This is a genomic window from Christensenella tenuis (genome assembly GCF_014287795.1).
GTDB lineage: Bacteria > Bacillota > Clostridia > Christensenellales > Christensenellaceae > Christensenella > Christensenella tenuis.
Map to the genome: position 1 here is coordinate 671,710 of NZ_JACOON010000001.1, position 18,353 is coordinate 690,062.

An 18,353-nucleotide genomic window follows, 5' to 3' on the forward strand; every position below is an offset into this window, starting at 1 on the left:
ATCTATTGTTGTAAAAAGGGGGGCTTTCCTATGGATGAATATCAAGATCTCATAAATTTACTCAATGAAAAAAGATTCCACGCCGAATTCTTTGAAGATGTCGTTTCCGCAAAACAGCGCGTAATGGAATTGATTGCGGACGCGGACTCCATTGGCATCGGAGGCAGCCAAACCATTAAAGAATCCGGACTTTTTGACGAAGTCGTTGCGACAGGAAAAACTATTTATTCCCAAACGCTTGAGCGCAAAAAAGAAAATCCCGATAATATGGCGGTGTGGCGCAGTGCCATGGGAGCGGACGTATACCTTACCTCCACCAATGCTTTGACGCGCGAAGGAGATCTTATCAATATTGACGGTAACGGCAACCGGGTCGCTGCAATGTTCTTTGGGCCGGATAAGGTGGTCGTGCTGTGCGGCACGAACAAAATCAGCAAGGGACCGCATGATGCCATTGCCCGGATTAAAAAAAGCGCCTGTCCAAAGAATGCAAAGCGCCTCGGTCTTTCCACCCCATGCGCTACGGAAGGCGTATGCAGAAACTGCGATTCGCCCGAACGCATGTGCAAAGTGACGGTGCGCATCCAATATCCGCCAAAAGGAAAAGAAATTCATATCCTTCTGGTAAACGATGCGCTCGGATTCTGAGGAGCGACTAACCCATATTTATATAAATCAGCCAGTCCGCATGACGATTGCGGGAGCGGCATTCACGAGGAGGCACTCTCATGACTTATCAGGAAACTTACCAAGTCTGGAAAGACGCATTGACGGGAACAGAGTATGAGGCAGAGCTTGCGCTTACGGCAAAAAGCACGGAAACATTGCAGGATTCCTTTTACAAAGAAATGGAATTTGGTACTGCCGGAATGCGCGGTATCATCGGCATGGGCACCAATCGCATGAACATATTCACAGTAAAGCGCGCTACACAAGCGCTCGCAAACAATATCCTGGCCCACGGAGATCCAACTGCCGGCGTTGCTATTGCATATGACACGCGTAAAAACAGTGATCTTTTCGCGCGCGAAACGGCGGGTGTTCTTTGCGCAAATGGCATCAGTGTATTCATGTATGATACGCCGCATAGCGTCCCTCAGCTTTCTTTTACGATTTTAGAATTGAAAACAACAGCGGGCGTCGTTATTACGGCAAGCCACAATCCTCCCGAATACAATGGATATAAAGTCTACGGCGACGACGGCGGGCAGTGCCCTGTTGCAGATTCCGACCGCATTACCCAATATATTTCGCAAATCGACGATATATTCCATATTGAGTCCATGCCGCTCGACGAGGCGGAGCGTAAAGGCTTGCTTACCTATATTGGAAAAGATCTGGATGAAATTTATTTTAAAAAGGTGGAAGCGCTGTGCATTCATCCCGAAATTATAAAACAACAGGCCGACAAACTTAACATTATATATACTCCCCTGCACGGCACAGGCAATATACCGGTACGGCGCGTTTTAAAAGATCTGGGGGTCGACAATCTGCACGTCGTTCCCGGGCAGGAGCATCCCGATCCGGCCTTCCCGACCGTAAAAGCGCCTAATCCCGAAGAACGTCAATGCTTTGATCTCGCAATAGAGCTGGCGAATCAGAAAGATGCAAACCTGATCCTCGCGACCGATCCGGACAGTGACCGCCTTGGCGTTGCCATCCGCAATACAGAACACGAATTTGTAATTTTAACGGGGAATCAGATTGGCTGTTTATTGATGGATTATGTGCTTTCGCAAAAGCAAAAAACTTTTTCTGGTGATGAATTTGTCGTCAAATCTATTGTCACCAGCGATATGGTGGATGTGATTGCCAAACACTACGGAGTAGAACTGCGCAGCGTATTTACAGGCTTTAAATTTATTGCCGAGCAAATCAAGCTCTCTGAGCGCACGGGGAAAGGCAAGTTTATTTTTGGCTTTGAGGAAAGCTATGGATATTTACAGGGCGCGTTCGTGCGCGATAAGGATGCGGTGCAGGCCGCCATGATGATTGCCGAAGCCGCATGCTGGTATCATTCCCTCGGCCGTACACTGTATGAGGCACTTATCGATATATACGAAAAATATGGCTGGTTCGAAGAACTGGTGGTTTCAAAAACATTATACGGCAAAGAAGGTATTGAGAAAATTCAGAACGCCGTTCGTTTGCTGCGTGACAAGTATCCTGAAAAAATCGGCGATTTCCATGTGATTGCAGTGCGGGATTACCTAAAACAGGAACGCTTTGATATGTCAACCGGAAAAGCCGAACCAATCGATATGGAGCAATCGAACGTGCTCTATTTCGAGCTCGATGGCGGACGGTTCATCATCCGCCCTTCCGGCACGGAACCTAAGCTGAAATCATATCTTTCCGCTTTTTCAATGGATAGGCAACAGGCAGAATATCAACTGGATCAATTAAAAGTAAGCGCTGTCAACCTGATTGACAAACTTACGGAATAGGAGAAATAAATATGGAAGCAGCAATTAGACACATGGTGGTATTTAATCTCAAGTATGCGAAAGAGGATCCCCGCGCAAAAGATTTTATTGAAACGGCAAAGAAAGTATTCGCCGGCATTCCCTTTGCCCGAAATGTTATGCAGTGCTGGGAAATCAGCCCGAAAAATAACTATACGTATGGTTTTTCTTTTGACTTTATGAAACCGGAGGATTATGAAAGTTATAACAACCATCCCGACCACTGTAAGTTCGTGGAGGAGCGCTGGAACACGGAAGTAACCGATTTTATGGAGATTGATTTGAAAGAAATTTGACGTTTATATTGGATGAAAAAAGACCGGTCTTTTTTCACAAGAACCCGGTCTTTTTGTTATAAAATAAATTTTTATTCACTTTTGCCTGTCTGGGAATGCTTTCGTTTTTCCTGTAGGACACCGCGTCTCTAAAATTATTTTATCTTTTCCGCAACACGCTCTGCAATGCGTTCAACTAAAACGTCCAGTGCTGTCGCGTATTTCTCCACCGTTCCGCACTGTGGCATAAAATCCATGCAATTTGTTTCCTCTGCACTGCACAGCGGCTCTCCGCCGCAGTGGTTCCCCATCATTTTCCTCGTTTTCAAGAGAGGAACGATTTGTTGCTCACTCAGGTAATTTGCCTTCCCCAGAATGTTTTCCGTATACATTGTAATCATGGCATAATATTCTACGGATTCCAGACGGTAGAATGCCTGTAAGAGGTCTTTCCCCCATGTAAGCGCTCCGTGGTTGGAAAGCAACACCGCGTTATGCGTCTTGCAAAATGGCGCAATGGAATCTGGAACTTCCTGTGTCCCGGGCGTAGCATATTTTGCTACCGGTACGCTGCCCAGCAGTACGATCGGTTCGGTAAGAAGCGGCCGATCAAGCGGAATCCCCGCAATGGCAAACGCCGTAGCCGCCGGAGGGTGTGCATGCGTCACTGCCATAATAGAAGGATTTTCCAGGTAAGCGCGGATATGCATCTTCACCTCTGAAGAAGGAGCATAAGCCCCCTGCCTCAAAATTTCTCCGCCGAGTGTCATTTCTACCAGCATATCCTCGTTCATAAAACCTTTGGATACGCCTGTCGGCGTAGTAAGAATAACATCCTCTGCAATCTTGCAGCTGATATTTCCGTCATTTGCGGCGACAAAGCCTTTTTGATACATCCGTTTCCCAATATCAAGGATTTGCTCTTTCGCCTGTTTAACCGGCAGATATTCCATTATTTTTCCGTCCCGCCTTTCTTCTTATCAAAAATCTCTTTTAAAGAAACGTCATATGGCGGATAGGCTACGCCATGTTCCGTAATAATTGCCGTAATAAATTCGGCATCCGTCACGTCAAAACTCGGATTATAAACTTTCACTCCTTCAGGCGCCATCCTTTTTTCATACCACATTTCCGTCACTTCTTCCGCCGGACGCAGCTCAATATGAATTTCTCCGCCTGTTTTGCAGTTCATATCGATGGTCGAGGTTGGCGCGCATACATAAAACGGAATCTGGAATTGTTTTGCAGCAAGTGCCACATAGGATGTCCCGATTTTATTGGCTGTATCGCCATTTGCCGCAACACGGTCGCATCCAACAAAGACGGCGTCCACCCATCCCTGCTTCATAACGGAAGGCGCCATATTGTCGCAAATGAGCGTTGTGTCGATGCCTGCTTCCGTAAGCTCAAACGCCGTAAGCCGCGCTCCCTGCAGCAGGGGGCGTGTCTCATCGCAAAACACATGGAAATCATATCCCCGCTCCTGCCCAAGATACATAGGCGCTGTCGCCGTACCATATTTAGAAGTGGCAAGCTGCCCGGCATTGCAGTGTGTCAAAAGCCCCATGCCCGGCTTCAGGAGGGCAAGGCCATTTTCGCCAATCGCCCTGCATACGCGAATATCTTCCGCTTTTATCTCATGTGCTTCCTTTAGGAGTAATTTTTTAATCTCTTCAACCGGTTTTTCCTTGTTTGCGCGCACCACGCCGTCCATCCGCCGCAGCGCCCATGAAAGGTTTACCGCTGTTGGACGCGCTGAATCCAGATAATCCCGTGCCGCTTCGAATTTCGCATAGAATGCCTCAAAATCTGTTTCGGTAATTTCCTTTGCCGCAAGATAAATTCCAAACGCCGCAGAAACCCCGATTGCCGGAGCGCCGCGCACCTGGAGTAAATAAATTGCATTCCAGATACTCTTTTGATCTTTCAAACGCAAAATCTCGCGGCGTCCTGGCAACTGTGTCTGGTCAATAATTAAAAGGGCGCTGTCTTCGTCGTCGAGCGCCACGGTTTCCATATCAAAAATCGTCTCCATCTCTTCTCCTGATTCTATTTTTTCTTTTCGCTTCGATAGCCCACGCGAGTATAGCCCTGCCGTTTCTCCCGTTCTTTTTCCGAACTTTTCGGTATTTCCGGCGGTACATCCACAGGCTCGAAGTCAGTAGTCAGGTATTTCGCATAATCTTCATACGGAACAGAATTTGTATTCTGGCTCGGCACATCTCTATCTGAAAGCTGGTCAAGCTCCTGATGTAACGCTTTAAATTCAGCAGTTAGATCTGAAACCGGATCGATTCCTTCAAGTAAGTCCTGCGGTGCCTCTGCCGCTTCTTCGCTGTCCGCTGCCTGGTTCAATTGTTTTTCCCCGTCCCGAAAAATAGTTTCCGGAATAGCAATTATCTTGTCAATTACGGTATTCTCCTGCTGCTGGGAGCATACAGCCGCGCATACCACGACCTGCCCTTCCTGCGCGCCAAGTTTGTCCGCCACTAAAAACGGCTCCCCGTCTTCCTGCATGGTTTCCATATTTACCGGAACCGCAATCAGAAGCTCCGCTCCATATAGTTCATCGGATTTTGTGATGCTTTTTGCAGTTCCAACAATCTTTGCCAGTTGCATGCCGCATTCCTCCCGTTTTTTAATGCCTTCGTACTTCATATTAATATTTGGAAAAGGCAATGTCAACTATAGCAAAAAAATACGCATCCTTTAAAATGCGTATTTTCCAGGCTTAATCTTTCTTCAGACGGACAATAAACCGGCTCCCCTCGCCGAGGCGGCTTTCCATGGTAAGCTCTCCCTCATAAAGTGCAACGATATGCTTGACGATCGCAAGGCCAAGTCCCGTCCCGCTTATCGTAGAGCCTCCCGAATTTTTCGCACGGTAGAAACGCTCAAAGATGCGGTTCACTTCATCCTCAGGTACCCCAATCCCGGTATCCTGTATTTCAATTTCCACAAAAGTGTCCTGCTCTGAAAGCCGGATATCTATTCTCCCACCCTCTTTATTATATTTGACGGCATTGTCGCATAGGTTTAGCATCAGTTCCCGGATACGGTTCCTGTTCGCCATTATTGCCGCCGCCCCGCTGACATGAACTTTCAGATCCCGTTTTACGATGTTGTCCTCGAGAAGATGCAGCACATCTTCCGTCACTTTCGCGATATCTACAGTCTCGATTGCTTCATCAATACTGATTTGCTCCAGTTCGGACAGCATCAACGTATCGTTAATCAGGCCCATCAGCCGGTCTGATTCTTCAGAAATACGTCTCGCGTAAGCTTTTATGCTTTTTTCGTCCTCCACCATGCCATTGGCAACAAGCTGCGCGAATCCATTGATGGAGGTAAGCGGTGTTTTCAGTTCATGGGAAACGTTTGCCGCAAAATCCCGGCGTACGCGTTCAGAAAGCTCGATATCCGTTACGTCGCTGATCAGGACAAGCATCGCATACCCGCCTTGCCCATTCATAAAGGCTGGTTCATCCACAATACTTGTATAAAACCGATACGTACGCCCGTCTTCATCGTTGCGTGCCTCAAACTGCATGTTTTTCTTCTTAGTAAGCGCTTTTTCAAGTTTGGATACAATATCCGGGCGGCGAATATAATGAAGGATGTTCTCACTCAGCGGTTCTCCGTTCACACCGAAAATATTTTTGGCAGCCGTGTTGATCAGGAGCACCTCCTCTTTTTCATCCAAGATCATCAAGCCTTCATTAATGCTGTCGATGATAAGCGCCGTCTTACGGTTTTCAAGTTTTACTTTTTCTATATAGCGGTTCAGCCGTTCCGAAATACGCGAAAATGCCTGTGCGATATCGTCGAATTCCGGATAAGGGCTCTCGATACTGAGTTTTTCTTGCTTTCCCTCAATATAACCCTGTATAGAATCATGAAGCTGGCTAAACGGCTTCAACGTGTTGCTCACAATCTTTCCTGAAAGGAAAACCGCCAGCACCACGAGCAGGATGAACACGATAATAATAACCGGAAGCGTCTGGTTGACCACAGCAGTCGCATTATCAAGCGGCATGGAATTTCGGATAATCACCCCGTTTGGCATTTGTTTTGCCACATAGATCATATCCTGCCCTGTTGTTTCGGAGTAACGCACTTCGGAGCCAAACCTGCCCGCAAGCGCTTCCTGCACCTCCGGCCGCTCCAGATGGTTTTCCGTTTGTTCCGAATCCGCCTGCGTATCCGCAAGGACGGTTCCATCCTCTGCAATGACCGTAACGCGGTTGTTCTGCCCATAAGCCTTCTGGTATTCATTTGCCATTTTCTGATAATCAGTGTGTTCCCCTAAGGAAAGTTCCATCGCGTTGATGTTCCCCTTCAGTACGGCGATTACATCGTTTGTATAGGTTCCCTTGAAACTTGCCATAGAAACCAATACCGTTACTACCAGCGCCACCACCAGAATGCAGGTAGTTAATTGTACAATTTTCTTTTTCACATCTATACCTCAAACCGATAGCCAACGCCGCGCACCGTTTTAATACATTCTCCGCAGCGTCCTATCTTTTGTCGCAATGTTTTAATATGCATATCAACTGTACGCGTCTCAATATCCGTATCGATACCCCATATCTCGTTCAGGAGCATCTCCCGCGTCAATACAAGGCCCGGGTTTCGCATAAAGTAACGCAGCATCTCAAACTCTTTATAGGTCAGTGCGGTTTTTTCCCCCTCTACGTAAAGAGTATGCGCCGAAACGTCCAGCTTCAGGCCACCGATCTCAATAGCCTGCGGCGGCCGCGAGCTTCTCCGGGAACGCCGGATGACCGCGTTCACACGCGCGATCAGTTCCAATACGCCGAACGGCTTCGTAATATAATCATCCGCTCCCAGGTTCAATCCGGAGACTTTATCCACTTCTGTTGTCCGGGCGGTCAGAAAAATGACGGGACTGTCGAATCCGCTTTGCGAAGATAACCTCCTGAATATTTCGAACCCGTCTATCCCGGGCAACATGATATCCAGAAGAATCGCATCCGGTTCCTCATGCTTTTTATATTGTTCCAGAAAGTCTTCTCCCCGTTCATACGCTTCTACCGCAAAGCCTGCCGACTTTAGCGTACACAGGATGAGCTCCCGTACCGAAGCATCGTCTTCCACTACCGCAATATAAGCCACTTTTTTTACCTCACACGTTTGCTATGCATATTATATCACACATCATCCGTCAGAGAATACGGCGGTCTTTGTGCACACCGGTTTCCGAAAACACCGCCCATTCCGCAATGTTTTCTGCGTGATCTCCGATGCGTTCCAAATATTTTGCGATCATCAGGAAATCCACAATTTGGTCGATCTTTTCCCTGTCCTCTATGGCCATATCCAGAAGTTCCGTCTTCACTACGTCGTACAGGCGGTCTACTTCATTATCCATCCCGATGACTTCCTCTGCAAGTCCCATGTCCCGGTGCACATAGGAATCTACCGCCATGTGAACCATCTGGGCCGTCGTACGGCCCATTTTAGAGATATGCTGCGGCCGGGGGATCGTAATTTCCTTACATACGGAAAGGGTAATTTCGGAAATATCCGATGCCTGGTCACAGATCCTTTCGATGTCCGTAATCATTTTCAGCGCCGTGGAAATGATCCGCAGGTCTTTGGCTACCGGCTGCTGCTTCATAATCAGCTTCATGGAACGGCTTTCGATCTGCCGCGCCATCGCGTCTACGAGGTCATCGTCTTCAATGATTTCACGCGCGCCCGCCTCGTCACAGTTTTCAATAACCTTGACTACTTTTGTGATCGTTTGCTCCGCGCGGGCACCCATGCGGATCAAATCCAGATTTAAATCTTCCAATTCTATATCAAACTTATTTCTCATGGTTTCTCCTTTACCAATCAGCCGAAACGTCCGGTGATGTAGTCTTCTGTCCGTTTGTCCTTCGGCATACTGAACAAATCCTCCGTCTTGCCAAATTCTACCATTTCCCCGAGCAAGAAGAATGCGGTCCGGTCTGAAATACGGACGGCCTGCTGCATGTTGTGCGTAACGATAACGACGGTATATTTTTTCTTTAACTCGCTCATCAGATCCTCAATCTTGGTCGTGGAAATCGGGTCGAGGGCCGAGGTCGGCTCATCCATCAGTATGACTTCCGGTGAAACCGCAATTGCCCGCGCGATACACAGCCTCTGCTGTTGCCCGCCCGAAAGCCCCAGCGCACTTTTCTTCAGGCGGTCGCGCACTTCTTCCCACAGTGCCGCACCTTTAAGGCTGTTTTCCACAATTTCGTCGAGATCGCTGCGGTTTTTGATCCCGTGCACTCTCGGTCCATAGGCAATATTGTCATAGATGCTCATAGGGAACGGATTTGGCTTCTGGAATACCATCCCGACCTTTTTTCTGAGAATCGTCACATCCACTTTCGGGTCATAGATGTTTTCCCCCTCGAGCAATATTTCACCTGTTATTTTTACGCCTTCCACCAGATCGTTCATACGGTTGAGCGTTTTCAGGTAGGTAGACTTCCCGCATCCCGAAGGCCCGATCAGGGCGGTGATCTTCCCCGCTTCAATTTCTATATTTACATCTTTGAGGGCATGGTTCTGTCCGTAATATAAATTCAGATTTTTTGTTGAAATTTTGATATCCAAGGTGTTACCCCTTTCCACTACTTGTTCTTATTGCCGAAACGTTTGCTCAGGTAATTAGTCAGCAAATTAATGACAAGGACAATAATTACCAGTACGGCCGCAATCCCGAATGCAGGTTCATTTTGCCCTTTCGCGGCATACGTGTAGAGCTGCACAGTAAGCGTTGCCCCCGATTCCATCATATGCCCGAAAAAGTTTGCCGGCATGTTGGTGCCAATCCCAGACGTAAAGAGCAGGGCCGCCGATTCACCCACAATCCTGCCGATGGCAAGGATGACTGCTGTGATAATCCCGGGCAGCGCGCCGGGCAGAATAATCGTACGAATCATATGCCATTTGGTCGTCCCGATTCCAAGGGCTCCCTCCCGGTATTCGTTGGGCACTGTCTTCAGTGCTTCCTGCGTCGTCCGTACAATGATCGGCAGGATCATCAATACAAGAGTGAGAGCACCGGCAATAATTGAATACCCAAGGGCCAGTGTCACTCCAAAAAACAGCGCACCGAACAGACCGTATAACACAGAAGGGATTCCTGCCAGGGTTTCCGTCGTAAATTCGATAATTTTGACAATCTTCCCGCGTTTTGCGTATTCGTTTAGGAAAATAGCTGCACCTACCCCAATCGGCGTTGCAATCAGAAGCGTGATCCCGATCATGTAAAGCGTATTGAGGATGCTGGGAAGGATCCCTACTGTCTTATTGAGCGCCGAAGGCGCCGTGGAAAGGAATTCCCAGTTCACATTCGGAAGTCCGCGTATCATGATATAAATCAGCAGGTAAAACAGGATCACAACCGTAAGGATTGCACAAGCATAAATGGCAAATTTTTGCGCCGCATCCTTAGGACGGTGCTTCTTTTTCATCAGACTGATATCGTTGGAAAGTTTTTCCGCACTATTTCTCATTAGCCGCGGCCTCCTTTTTCAATAGTGTGTTAAGGGTGACGTTGATGACCATGATGAAAATAAATAATACGAGGCCAATGCTGAAAAGGGCTTCCCTATGCAGGCCGGATGCATAACTCATTTCCGACACAATGCCTGTTGTAAGGAAACGGACACTGCTAAAGAGTGCGGGCATATTTGCTACATTTCCCGAGACGAGAATAATCGCCATTGCTTCGCCGAGCGCCCGTCCGATGCCGAGCACAATACCCGTGATAATTCCGGATTTTGCCGCAGGGATCTGAACCTTGAAGATCGTCTGCATTTTGGTTGCCCCCATCGCGAGCGACGCTTCCTTGTATTCCTGTGGGACCGCTTTTAGCGATGTGATGCTTATGTTGACTACAGTGGGCAGAATCATAATTGTGAGTACGATAATTCCAGATAAAAGGTTTGCCCCGCCTGTAAAAATGTGCGCCGGGTCGTTCGCATACAAAAGTGCTTCCAGTTTTGATATCTGCGGGACAAGGATAATCATTCCAAGCAGGCCATATACAACCGATGGAATACCCGCCAAAAGTTCAATCGCCGGTTTCACAACGCCCGCGACCTTTTTATGAGCGACTTCGGAAACGAACACTGCCGCCATCAACGCGATGGGCACTCCGATTAAAATCGTGAGTCCCGTCCCCACAAGAGACGTTAATATCATTGGGAGTATCCCAAATTTCGGATCGGCGGCGGTTGGCGCCCATTCCGTTCCGAACAGGAAATCCTTGAGCCCAATTGTAAACATTGCCGGCGCGCCGGAAACGATCATATAGATCGTAATAATCAGAACCGCTATGATCGCAAACAGCCCGCATCCGATAAAAATCCCTTTCATCGTCCGTTCCAGGATCGTTTTACTTTTCCTGCCGCCTATGATTGTCATGCTGGCATTCATATCTTTCTCCTTAGCATTAAAATTCCTCTTACCATCGAAAGGGACGCGGACTTGCCTCCGCGTCCCTTCCGGAATCTAACCTAGAGGAATTATTATGAAATCGTAATCAGCTTATTGTCCGCCACGACTGCTTGCCCCTCTTCTCCCATCACGAAGTCGAGGAACGCTTGCACTTCGGGGCGGAGTTCTCCTTCTTTCGTCGCCATAATGAACGGTCTTGAGAGCGGATAATCACCCGCCTTAATCGCTTCTTCCGTCGCTTCTGCGCCATCCACCTTAAGGGCCGTCACCGTATCGTCAAGCGCTTCGAGGGATACATAGCCAATGGCTGCTGGCGTTGCGGAAACCGCCGTCTTGACCGCGCCTGTTTCATTCAGCTCCTGTGCATATTGGCACTGGTCTTCTATTTTAAGCAGTTCTTCAAACGCGCCGCGCGTACCAGAAGAAGCTTCGCGTCCGATTACTACAATCGGCTGGTCGTCGCCGCCGAGATCTTTCCAGTTTTTGATCTCGCCCGTATATACTTTCACCAGATCTTCCGACGTAATTTCCGTCACTTTATTGTCTGGATGGACAATGACCGCGATGCCATCGATGGCAATCGTGTTTGCAACAAGACCTGTCTCATCGTCTTTCAGTTCCCGCGACACATTCCCGATATCGGATTTTCCAGACTGTGCGTCCTGCACGCCTACGGAAGATCCACCGAGCTGTACGTCAACCGAAACATCAGGATATTGGGCCATAAAGGCTTCCTTCAGGGCATTTGCAATGGTCTCCATCGAAGTGGAACCAGACATCTGTACGCTCCCGGAGATTGCCTCGCCCGAGGCTTCCGTGGAAGCAGAGGCCGTTGCTTCTGTGGATGCACTCGCTTCCGTCGAAGCAGATTCGCTCGGCGCTGCCGTGGATTCCTCTGCCGCTGGTGCCGAGCAGCCGATGACCGCAAACACCATACAAAGTACCAATGCTGTGACTGTAATAATTTTTTTCATGTTCGTTCTCCTTATTTAAATTATTGAAAACTTTAACGATGAGTGTATTATAAAATGCCAATGTAAAATCAAGTATTTAATTCTGTAAAATCCATGTAAAATCAGGGAGAGGTCATTTTTATATGTTGTAAAGTGTATGTAAAAAAGTTTTCGCTGTGCCAAGCCATTTTAAAGACAAAAAAATACCGCAGCAAATACTGCGGTATCAATACCGTTTTAAGTCCACCAGGCATCAGCGGATTGTGCTTCAGTCTTCGACGGTAACTTTTTCCATGACGATATCAGCCATCGGGCGGTCTGAAAAGTCCGTTTTCATAGAAGCGATCTCATCGACAACCTCCATGCCTTCGACAACTTTCCCAAATGCCGCATACTGTCCGTCCAGATGCGGAGCATCCGCATGCATGATAAAAAACTGAGAACCTGCAGAGTTTGGATCCATGCTGCGTGCCATGGAGATTACACCGCGCTTATGCTTGAGCGGGTTATCGTACCCATTCGAAGAAAATTCCCCCTCGATGCTGTAGCCAGGCCCGCCGGTACCCGTTCCCTTAGGGCATCCGCCTTGGATCATGAAGCCTTTGATTACCCTATGAAATGTAAGTCCATCATAAAAACCTTCACGAACCAATTTCTTAAAATTTTCTACCGTTTTCGGAGCAGCCTTTTCGTCGAGCTTAACCTTGATGGTGCCGCCGCCTTTTATTTTGATAATAATCATTATCCCTGCCTCCCGGTATTATGCAGCCTTTCGGCCACTTTTTGCGTACATTATACTTTATTTCATATTTTTTGTAAACCACAACCGCACATCTATAACACAATCAAAGCATGTTTCTTGCATATTTTAATAGGAAACGCGGGAAAGCATTCCATTGAGGAATGCAATCGCGACGCCAAAGTTTGTAATCGCAACGCCTTTGCTTCGGGCACGCTCAACTTTAGAAAGCATATTTTTGCGGTTGATCATGCATCCGCCGCAATGAACGATTAATTTATATTCTGCAAGATTGTCGGGAAAACCGTGTCCTGCCGTGTTTTCAACAATAAGCTCTCCTCCTGCATATTCATTCAACCAACCCGGCAATTTTTCCCGCGCGATATCGCCCTTCATGGCATGATGGGTGCAAGATTCCGCAATCAGCACCTTATCCCCTGGTTTTAAATCTGCAATAGTGCGTGCGCCTTTCACAAATTCTTCAATGTCTCCCTTATATCTTGCCATTAGCATAGAGAAAGAAGTCAGCGGAATGGTCTTGTCAAGATGCTCGTTAACAAACTTGAATACCTGCGAGTCCGTAATCACAAGGCGTGGTGGATTCTTTAATTCCCTCAGCATGGGAATCATATCTTCCGTTTTCACAGAAATTACCCGGCAGCCCTTGTCAAGCAGGTCGCGCGTCACCTGTACCTGCGGGAGAATCAGCCTTCCTTTGGGCGCCTGGATATCCTGCGGCATTACCAATAGGACAACATCGCCTTTTTGGGCCAGATTCCCCACAATGCTGGGAAGCTCATAATCCGTCGCATTACGTACAATCATTTCTTTTAACGCATCAATCCCCTGGCCCGTTTTCGCATTAATTACCACCGCATTGTCCCCAGCCGTCACTGTGGATTTTGCTCCATCGTTTCCGAACTCATTATAAGCAATAATAACCGGCGTTTTTTTTGCGCGGAACCGCGCCATATATTCCTGTTCCGGCACAAGATCGTGGTCGGCGCTATTGATGATAAAAACGGCAATATCGGCTTTATCCACTACTTCATCCGTCTTGCCGATGCGCGCCCGGCCCAGTGCAGTCCGGTCATCGAGTCCCGCAGTATCGATAAACACGACCGGGCCAACCGGCAAAAGTTCCATCGCTTTATAAACAGGATCGGTCGTTGTCCCCGCTACATCCGAAACGAGAGCAATTTCCTGGCCAGTGATTGCATTGATCGTGCTGGATTTTCCCGCGTTGGTTTTTCCGAAGAAGGCAATATGAAGCCTGTTCGCCCTCGGCGTTTCATCTAAATTAGACATTGTAATTCCTCCCAATCATATTTGGTTTTATACTTTAAAAACAAGATATCTGCCGAACAGAATGCAAGCAGGGGCAGCGACACTCTGCCTGCCCAATACGGGCAAGCAGAGTCGGTGCCCCTCGTTTTTCAAAAACTCACCCGCTATCAGAATCTGAAATCCCGTTCCCCGTTTTCAATCTTTCCGATATACTCTTTTGCTTTTTCACGAACCGTATCATTCGGAATCTCTTCAAGCTGTTTTTCAATCAAGCTGTCCGCCATTTGTTTGAACTCATCATCGCCATAGTCAACCGCATATTCTTTGAGTGTCAAAAGCGCGTTCGGCTGGCAAATATTGCTGATCTGCCCCGTTTTCGCAAGACGCATAAAGCGGTCGCCCGTCCTTCCCTGCCGATAGCATGCCGTGCAAAAGCTCGGTATATATCCATCTCTGATCAGCTCTTTTGTCATTTCAATCGGCGTCCTGTGGTCCTCGATTTCAAATTGTGGCTGCTGTGTTTTTATTGTATATCCGCCTACGCCCGTCGCGCTGCCCGCGCTCACTTGTGAAATACCGAGTTCAATGACGCTGTCGCGGTATGCACCGCCTTCGCGTGTAGAGAGAATCATCCCCGTATATGGAACCGTCATACGCATGATTGCGACAATCTTTTTATAGTCGTCATCCGATACCGCGTGTTCATAATCCGTCTTCTTGACGTCTCCCGCATCGCGGATACGCAGCATAGAAATCGTATGGGGCCCCACGCCGAATACCGCTTCCAGATGCTCCGCATGCATAATTTGTCCTACAAGATCAAAATGCCAATCGTAAAGACCGTAAAGCACCCCCAGGCCGACGTCGTCGATCCCGGCTTCCATTGCCCGATCATGGGCGGTTGTGTGGTATTCATAGTTGCTCTTCGGTCCTTTCGGATGCTGCAGTTCATATGTCGGTTTATGATAGGTCTCCTGGAACAGGATATAAGTCCCGATTCCCGCTTCTTTAAGCCGCTTATAGTTTTCAACTGTCGTTGCCGCGATATTGACATTCACACGGCGGATCGCTCCATTCTCAAAATGAATCGAATAAATTGTTTTGATGCTTTCAAGTACATATTCGAGCGGACAATTTTTCGGATCTTCCCCCGTTTCAAGGGCAAGACGTTTATGGCCCATTTTCTCGAGTGCCTGCACTTCCTGTACAATTTCTTCCTGCGTAAGTTTTTTGCGCTCCATACACGAGGAATGATGATAACCACAATAGCGGCACTCATTCACACAGTAATCTGAAAGATAAAGCGGTGCAAACATCACGATACGGTTGCCGTAAATATGCTTTTTGATCTCTTTCGCCGTAGCAAACATCTTTTCAATCAGGTTTTTGTCCTCCACATAGCTTAAAATTCCGGCTTCCTCATGCGTTAATCCGCCAAAACCACTCGCTTTATGGATGATACGTTCTACCTCTTTTTTGTCATGCGCTTTTTCCCGCGCCGCCGCAAGTACCCGTTCAATTTCTGCGTTGTCCATAAACTCAGCGGCTGTTTTCCCCATTACATTGTACATACTTTCCCCCTATTCTGCGGATAAACCAAGTTCCGCAAGTCTTTTTTTCAATGTTTCATATTGTTCTTCAAGCGGCACCTCCTGGGCATCCCGCCCCGGATAGATGTCGTAAAGCTGTCTATATTCAAAAGGCGTCGCCTTCTGCATAATAACGTCCGCCCCGCACAACAATGCATTTTTCATGCCGCCTTTTACGTTAAGCGCTGTGGTTGACGGTAAATGACATCCCGGAAGAAGGAGCCGCGCAAGCGCAAGCACCTTCAACGTTTTATGCGGGTCTCCGTCCAATGCATTTCCAAGATCCGTATCCGGATGTGCAATAAACGGACCGATCCCCGCCATCTCCACTCTCTCGCGCACAAGCGTCAACAGGTCTTCTGCAAGTATCTCATCCGTCTGCCCTGGAAGTCCAACCATAAAGCCCCCACCGAGCTCAAACCCAAGCGCTTTAATTCTGCGCTGCGCGCCAAGGCGCGTTTCAAGCGCCGCTCCATGCAGGGACTCATAAAGCACTGCATTTGCCGTTTCATGCTTGAGCAGAAAACGGTCTGCCCCAGCTTCCCGCATCAAACGGTATTCTTCGAGGGTTCGTTCCCCGATCGATAAAGTTACCGCGCAGTTGGCTTTTTCTTTAATCCGCCGCACAATATCTGCCAGCGTCTTTGCAGTGTAAAACAGGTCTTCCCCACTCTGGAGGATTACGGTACGATATACTTTCGCGGCACAAACCGCTGCGTTCACTAAGTCATCCGGCATCATGCGGTAACGCTTTGTATGCGTCATTTGCGCATTAATTCCACAATAAGCGCAGGTACATCGGCAATAGTTGGAGAACTCTATAATGCCGCGTACAAATACCTTATTTCCAAACTGCCGTATCTTGAGAGTGTTTGCCGCATGGAACAGCTCTGCATCCACGGTCTCATCCCCAATCAGCGCGGCAAGGATATCCCTATCCGGTTGTTGCGTATCCAGTGTGTGATTTCCCAGTGTATAAAGCGCCATATCCTCTCCTGCTTCCAGCCGATAAAAAAACTGCCTTTCCAAACGAAAAGACAGCTAATAAAATATCGCTATTTCAAATGCCGTCCTCTCACTCAGATTCCTCCTTGTGATCAGAAGCCAAAATTCCGATCTCTCTAATCATATTATAAACTCGTCTTGATTACAATATGCATCCTTTTTTAATTTCTTTAAAAATTCCATATTACCTCGAAAGTCCGGCAATCGCACAGCCCTTCAGCACTGCATGCTCTACGCTGATTACGTCTGCTTTGATGCCGATGGAATCAAGATACGGAAGCAGTACGGTAAGCGCCTCCTTTTTCAATCCAAACATCTTTTCATACGTTGTTCCCTCAATGGTCATACAAACACGCTCGTTTTCCTTTGCAGCCTTCACGGCAACCGCTGCCATCTGCAGCGCGAGGAAACGGCCTGCGCGGAGCACAATATTAAGCAGGATTTCCCGTGCGGCATCGCGGTCTGCAGCTTCCGTGAAATATTTTCCGACTGCCCCCGAGCCATCTGTCAAAAAATCATTCACGTCAACGGTTGAAACCGTTTTGGCGAGGGAAAACCCATTTGCGAACACTCCTTCCCGCGCCGCCGTACGCAGGGTGAAATCACACAAAGGCCCTATATAGCCGCCGCTTGTCATTTTTTCAAATACCCCAAGTCCCGGATTTTGCGTACTCTCATCATAGGCAAGGTCAATATCGCTTCGCGGTACCCGGCTGTAACTGCCTGCCTCCGTATTAATAACCATCACGCCTTCTCCCCCGCCTGCAAGTTTGGCGATATTGCGCACGTATTCAATATAGCAGCTGTTGCTCCCTGTACCAAGGATAGTTCCCGTAAAAGAACCGTAGCCATCGTTTAATTTTTCCGCTTTTCCCGCAAGCGCCGTTGCCACGGAATCATTTACCACAATAATATTGCATCCCTTCGCCCCCTGCTTCGCAAGGGACGCGCAGATTTCTTTTCCCAACCGTTTCCCAACCGCATTTTTCACTTTGACTTCCTTAGTGATTTCAACGATTTCGCAGTCAATATCCGGCAGTATTCTGGCCGGATATGCAAAAGAAATTACAATGTCTTTTGCAATCTCCGTGAACGGCAGGATATAACCCGCAAGAATATCAAAAAATTCTTCCGCTTCAAGCTCTTTTTCCACTCCCGGCATCAGATAGCGCTGGATCTTTTCCGTATGGAATGAACCATCCTCGAGAAATTCCGCCACGGCAATACGCAGGTTCGTCCCCCCCGCGTCCACGCAGATGACTGGTTTTTCCCGCTGCACTTCGCTTTTTAATGTAATATAAGAAGGAATCATTAACAGCGAACTCTTCTCGCCGCACAGTCCCTTTTTCATTTCATCAATATAAGCGTCCATTTCGTTTTTTACGTCAACAGACGTATATTCCATTTTATGTTCGTTAATAAACTCTTTTGCCGTCAGCATACGTTTTCCTTTCATCGCTTCTATATTCACTCATTATTATACTGTAAAATCCTTTTTTTGCAATGCTATTTGACGAACGCTTCCACCTGCCGTACAATGAAAGCGACTTAAATTTTAATAGGGGGAA

At 47.8% G+C, this 18,353-nt stretch carries 18 protein-coding genes; 3 read left to right on the plus strand and 15 right to left on the minus strand.

The features are described 5' to 3' along the window. Positions 1-30 precede the first annotated feature (30 nt). The 3 genes from H8S18_RS03275 (at position 31) to H8S18_RS03285 (ending at position 2,764) form a co-directional block, all read left to right on the plus strand. Positions 31-648, plus strand: coding sequence for a lactate utilization protein (locus H8S18_RS03275; protein WP_186856852.1), 618 nt, complete (start codon positions 31-33; stop codon positions 646-648). 80 nt (positions 649-728) lie between these two features. Further along, positions 729-2,450: a phospho-sugar mutase gene (locus H8S18_RS03280; protein ID WP_186856853.1), complete on the plus strand. Its 1,722-nt coding sequence runs from the start codon at positions 729-731 to the stop codon at positions 2,448-2,450. 11 nt (positions 2,451-2,461) lie between these two features. Further along, positions 2,462-2,764 (plus strand): Dabb family protein, encoded by a 303-nt coding sequence (locus H8S18_RS03285; protein WP_186856854.1) that lies wholly within the window; start codon positions 2,462-2,464, stop codon positions 2,762-2,764. Between the two features lie 134 nt (positions 2,765-2,898). On the opposite strand, the gene H8S18_RS03290 is transcribed toward H8S18_RS03285, so the two are convergent. The 15 genes from H8S18_RS03290 to H8S18_RS03360 form a co-directional block, all read right to left on the minus strand. Then, positions 2,899-3,696, minus strand: a complete 798-nt coding sequence (locus H8S18_RS03290; protein ID WP_186856855.1) for a class II aldolase/adducin family protein — start codon at positions 3,694-3,696, stop codon at positions 2,899-2,901. Continuing rightward, positions 3,696-4,778 carry an S-methyl-5-thioribose-1-phosphate isomerase gene (mtnA, locus tag H8S18_RS03295; protein WP_186856856.1) on the minus strand — a complete coding sequence of 361 codons (1,083 nt, stop codon included), beginning with the start codon at positions 4,776-4,778 and terminating at the stop codon, positions 3,696-3,698. Before mtnA ends, H8S18_RS03290 begins: the two co-directional genes overlap by 1 nt. Before the next feature lie 14 nt (positions 4,779-4,792). After that, positions 4,793-5,362, minus strand: a complete 570-nt coding sequence (locus H8S18_RS03300) for a EutN/CcmL family microcompartment protein (protein ID WP_186856857.1) — start codon at positions 5,360-5,362, stop codon at positions 4,793-4,795. A 112-nt stretch (positions 5,363-5,474) separates the two neighbouring features. After that, positions 5,475-7,202 (minus strand): sensor histidine kinase, encoded by a 1,728-nt coding sequence (locus tag H8S18_RS14580; RefSeq protein WP_186856858.1) that lies wholly within the window; start codon positions 7,200-7,202, stop codon positions 5,475-5,477. A 2-nt stretch (positions 7,203-7,204) separates the two neighbouring features. Then, the gene (locus H8S18_RS03310) at positions 7,205-7,882 is read right to left on the minus strand and encodes a response regulator transcription factor (RefSeq protein WP_186856859.1); all 678 of its coding nucleotides are present in this window, start codon (positions 7,880-7,882) and stop codon (positions 7,205-7,207) included. Positions 7,883-7,931: 49 nt separating this feature from the next. After that, positions 7,932-8,588, minus strand: a complete 657-nt coding sequence (phoU, locus tag H8S18_RS03315) for a phosphate signaling complex protein PhoU (RefSeq protein ID WP_186856860.1) — start codon at positions 8,586-8,588, stop codon at positions 7,932-7,934. Between the two features lie 17 nt (positions 8,589-8,605). After that, positions 8,606-9,361: a phosphate ABC transporter ATP-binding protein PstB gene (gene pstB, locus H8S18_RS03320; protein ID WP_207721631.1), complete on the minus strand. Its 756-nt coding sequence runs from the start codon at positions 9,359-9,361 to the stop codon at positions 8,606-8,608. A gap of 17 nt (positions 9,362-9,378) precedes the next feature. Further along, on the minus strand, positions 9,379-10,266 hold the full coding sequence (pstA, locus tag H8S18_RS03325; RefSeq protein WP_186856862.1) for a phosphate ABC transporter permease PstA: 888 nt from the start codon (positions 10,264-10,266) through the stop codon (positions 9,379-9,381). Further along, positions 10,256-11,191, minus strand: coding sequence for a phosphate ABC transporter permease subunit PstC (pstC, locus tag H8S18_RS03330; protein ID WP_186856863.1), 936 nt, complete (start codon positions 11,189-11,191; stop codon positions 10,256-10,258). Before pstC ends, pstA begins: the two co-directional genes overlap by 11 nt. A gap of 92 nt (positions 11,192-11,283) precedes the next feature. Further along, positions 11,284-12,186: a phosphate ABC transporter substrate-binding protein gene (locus tag H8S18_RS03335; RefSeq protein WP_186856864.1), complete on the minus strand. Its 903-nt coding sequence runs from the start codon at positions 12,184-12,186 to the stop codon at positions 11,284-11,286. Positions 12,187-12,433: 247 nt separating this feature from the next. Next, positions 12,434-12,907, minus strand: a complete 474-nt coding sequence (locus H8S18_RS03340; protein WP_186856865.1) for a peptidylprolyl isomerase — start codon at positions 12,905-12,907, stop codon at positions 12,434-12,436. 126 nt (positions 12,908-13,033) lie between these two features. Further along, positions 13,034-14,212, minus strand: a complete 1,179-nt coding sequence (gene hydF, locus H8S18_RS03345) for a [FeFe] hydrogenase H-cluster maturation GTPase HydF (RefSeq protein WP_186856866.1) — start codon at positions 14,210-14,212, stop codon at positions 13,034-13,036. Positions 14,213-14,358: 146 nt separating this feature from the next. Then, complete coding sequence (gene hydG, locus H8S18_RS03350; protein ID WP_186856867.1) at positions 14,359-15,762, minus strand: [FeFe] hydrogenase H-cluster radical SAM maturase HydG; 1,404 nt, start codon at positions 15,760-15,762, stop codon at positions 14,359-14,361. A gap of 9 nt (positions 15,763-15,771) precedes the next feature. Then, entirely contained in the window at positions 15,772-16,767 is a 996-nt protein-coding gene (gene hydE / locus H8S18_RS03355; protein ID WP_186856868.1) for a [FeFe] hydrogenase H-cluster radical SAM maturase HydE, read from the minus strand. A gap of 202 nt (positions 16,768-16,969) precedes the next feature. Beyond that, complete coding sequence (locus H8S18_RS03360) at positions 16,970-18,226, minus strand: hexokinase family protein (protein ID WP_186856869.1); 1,257 nt, start codon at positions 18,224-18,226, stop codon at positions 16,970-16,972. Between the last annotated feature and the right edge of the window lie 127 nt (positions 18,227-18,353).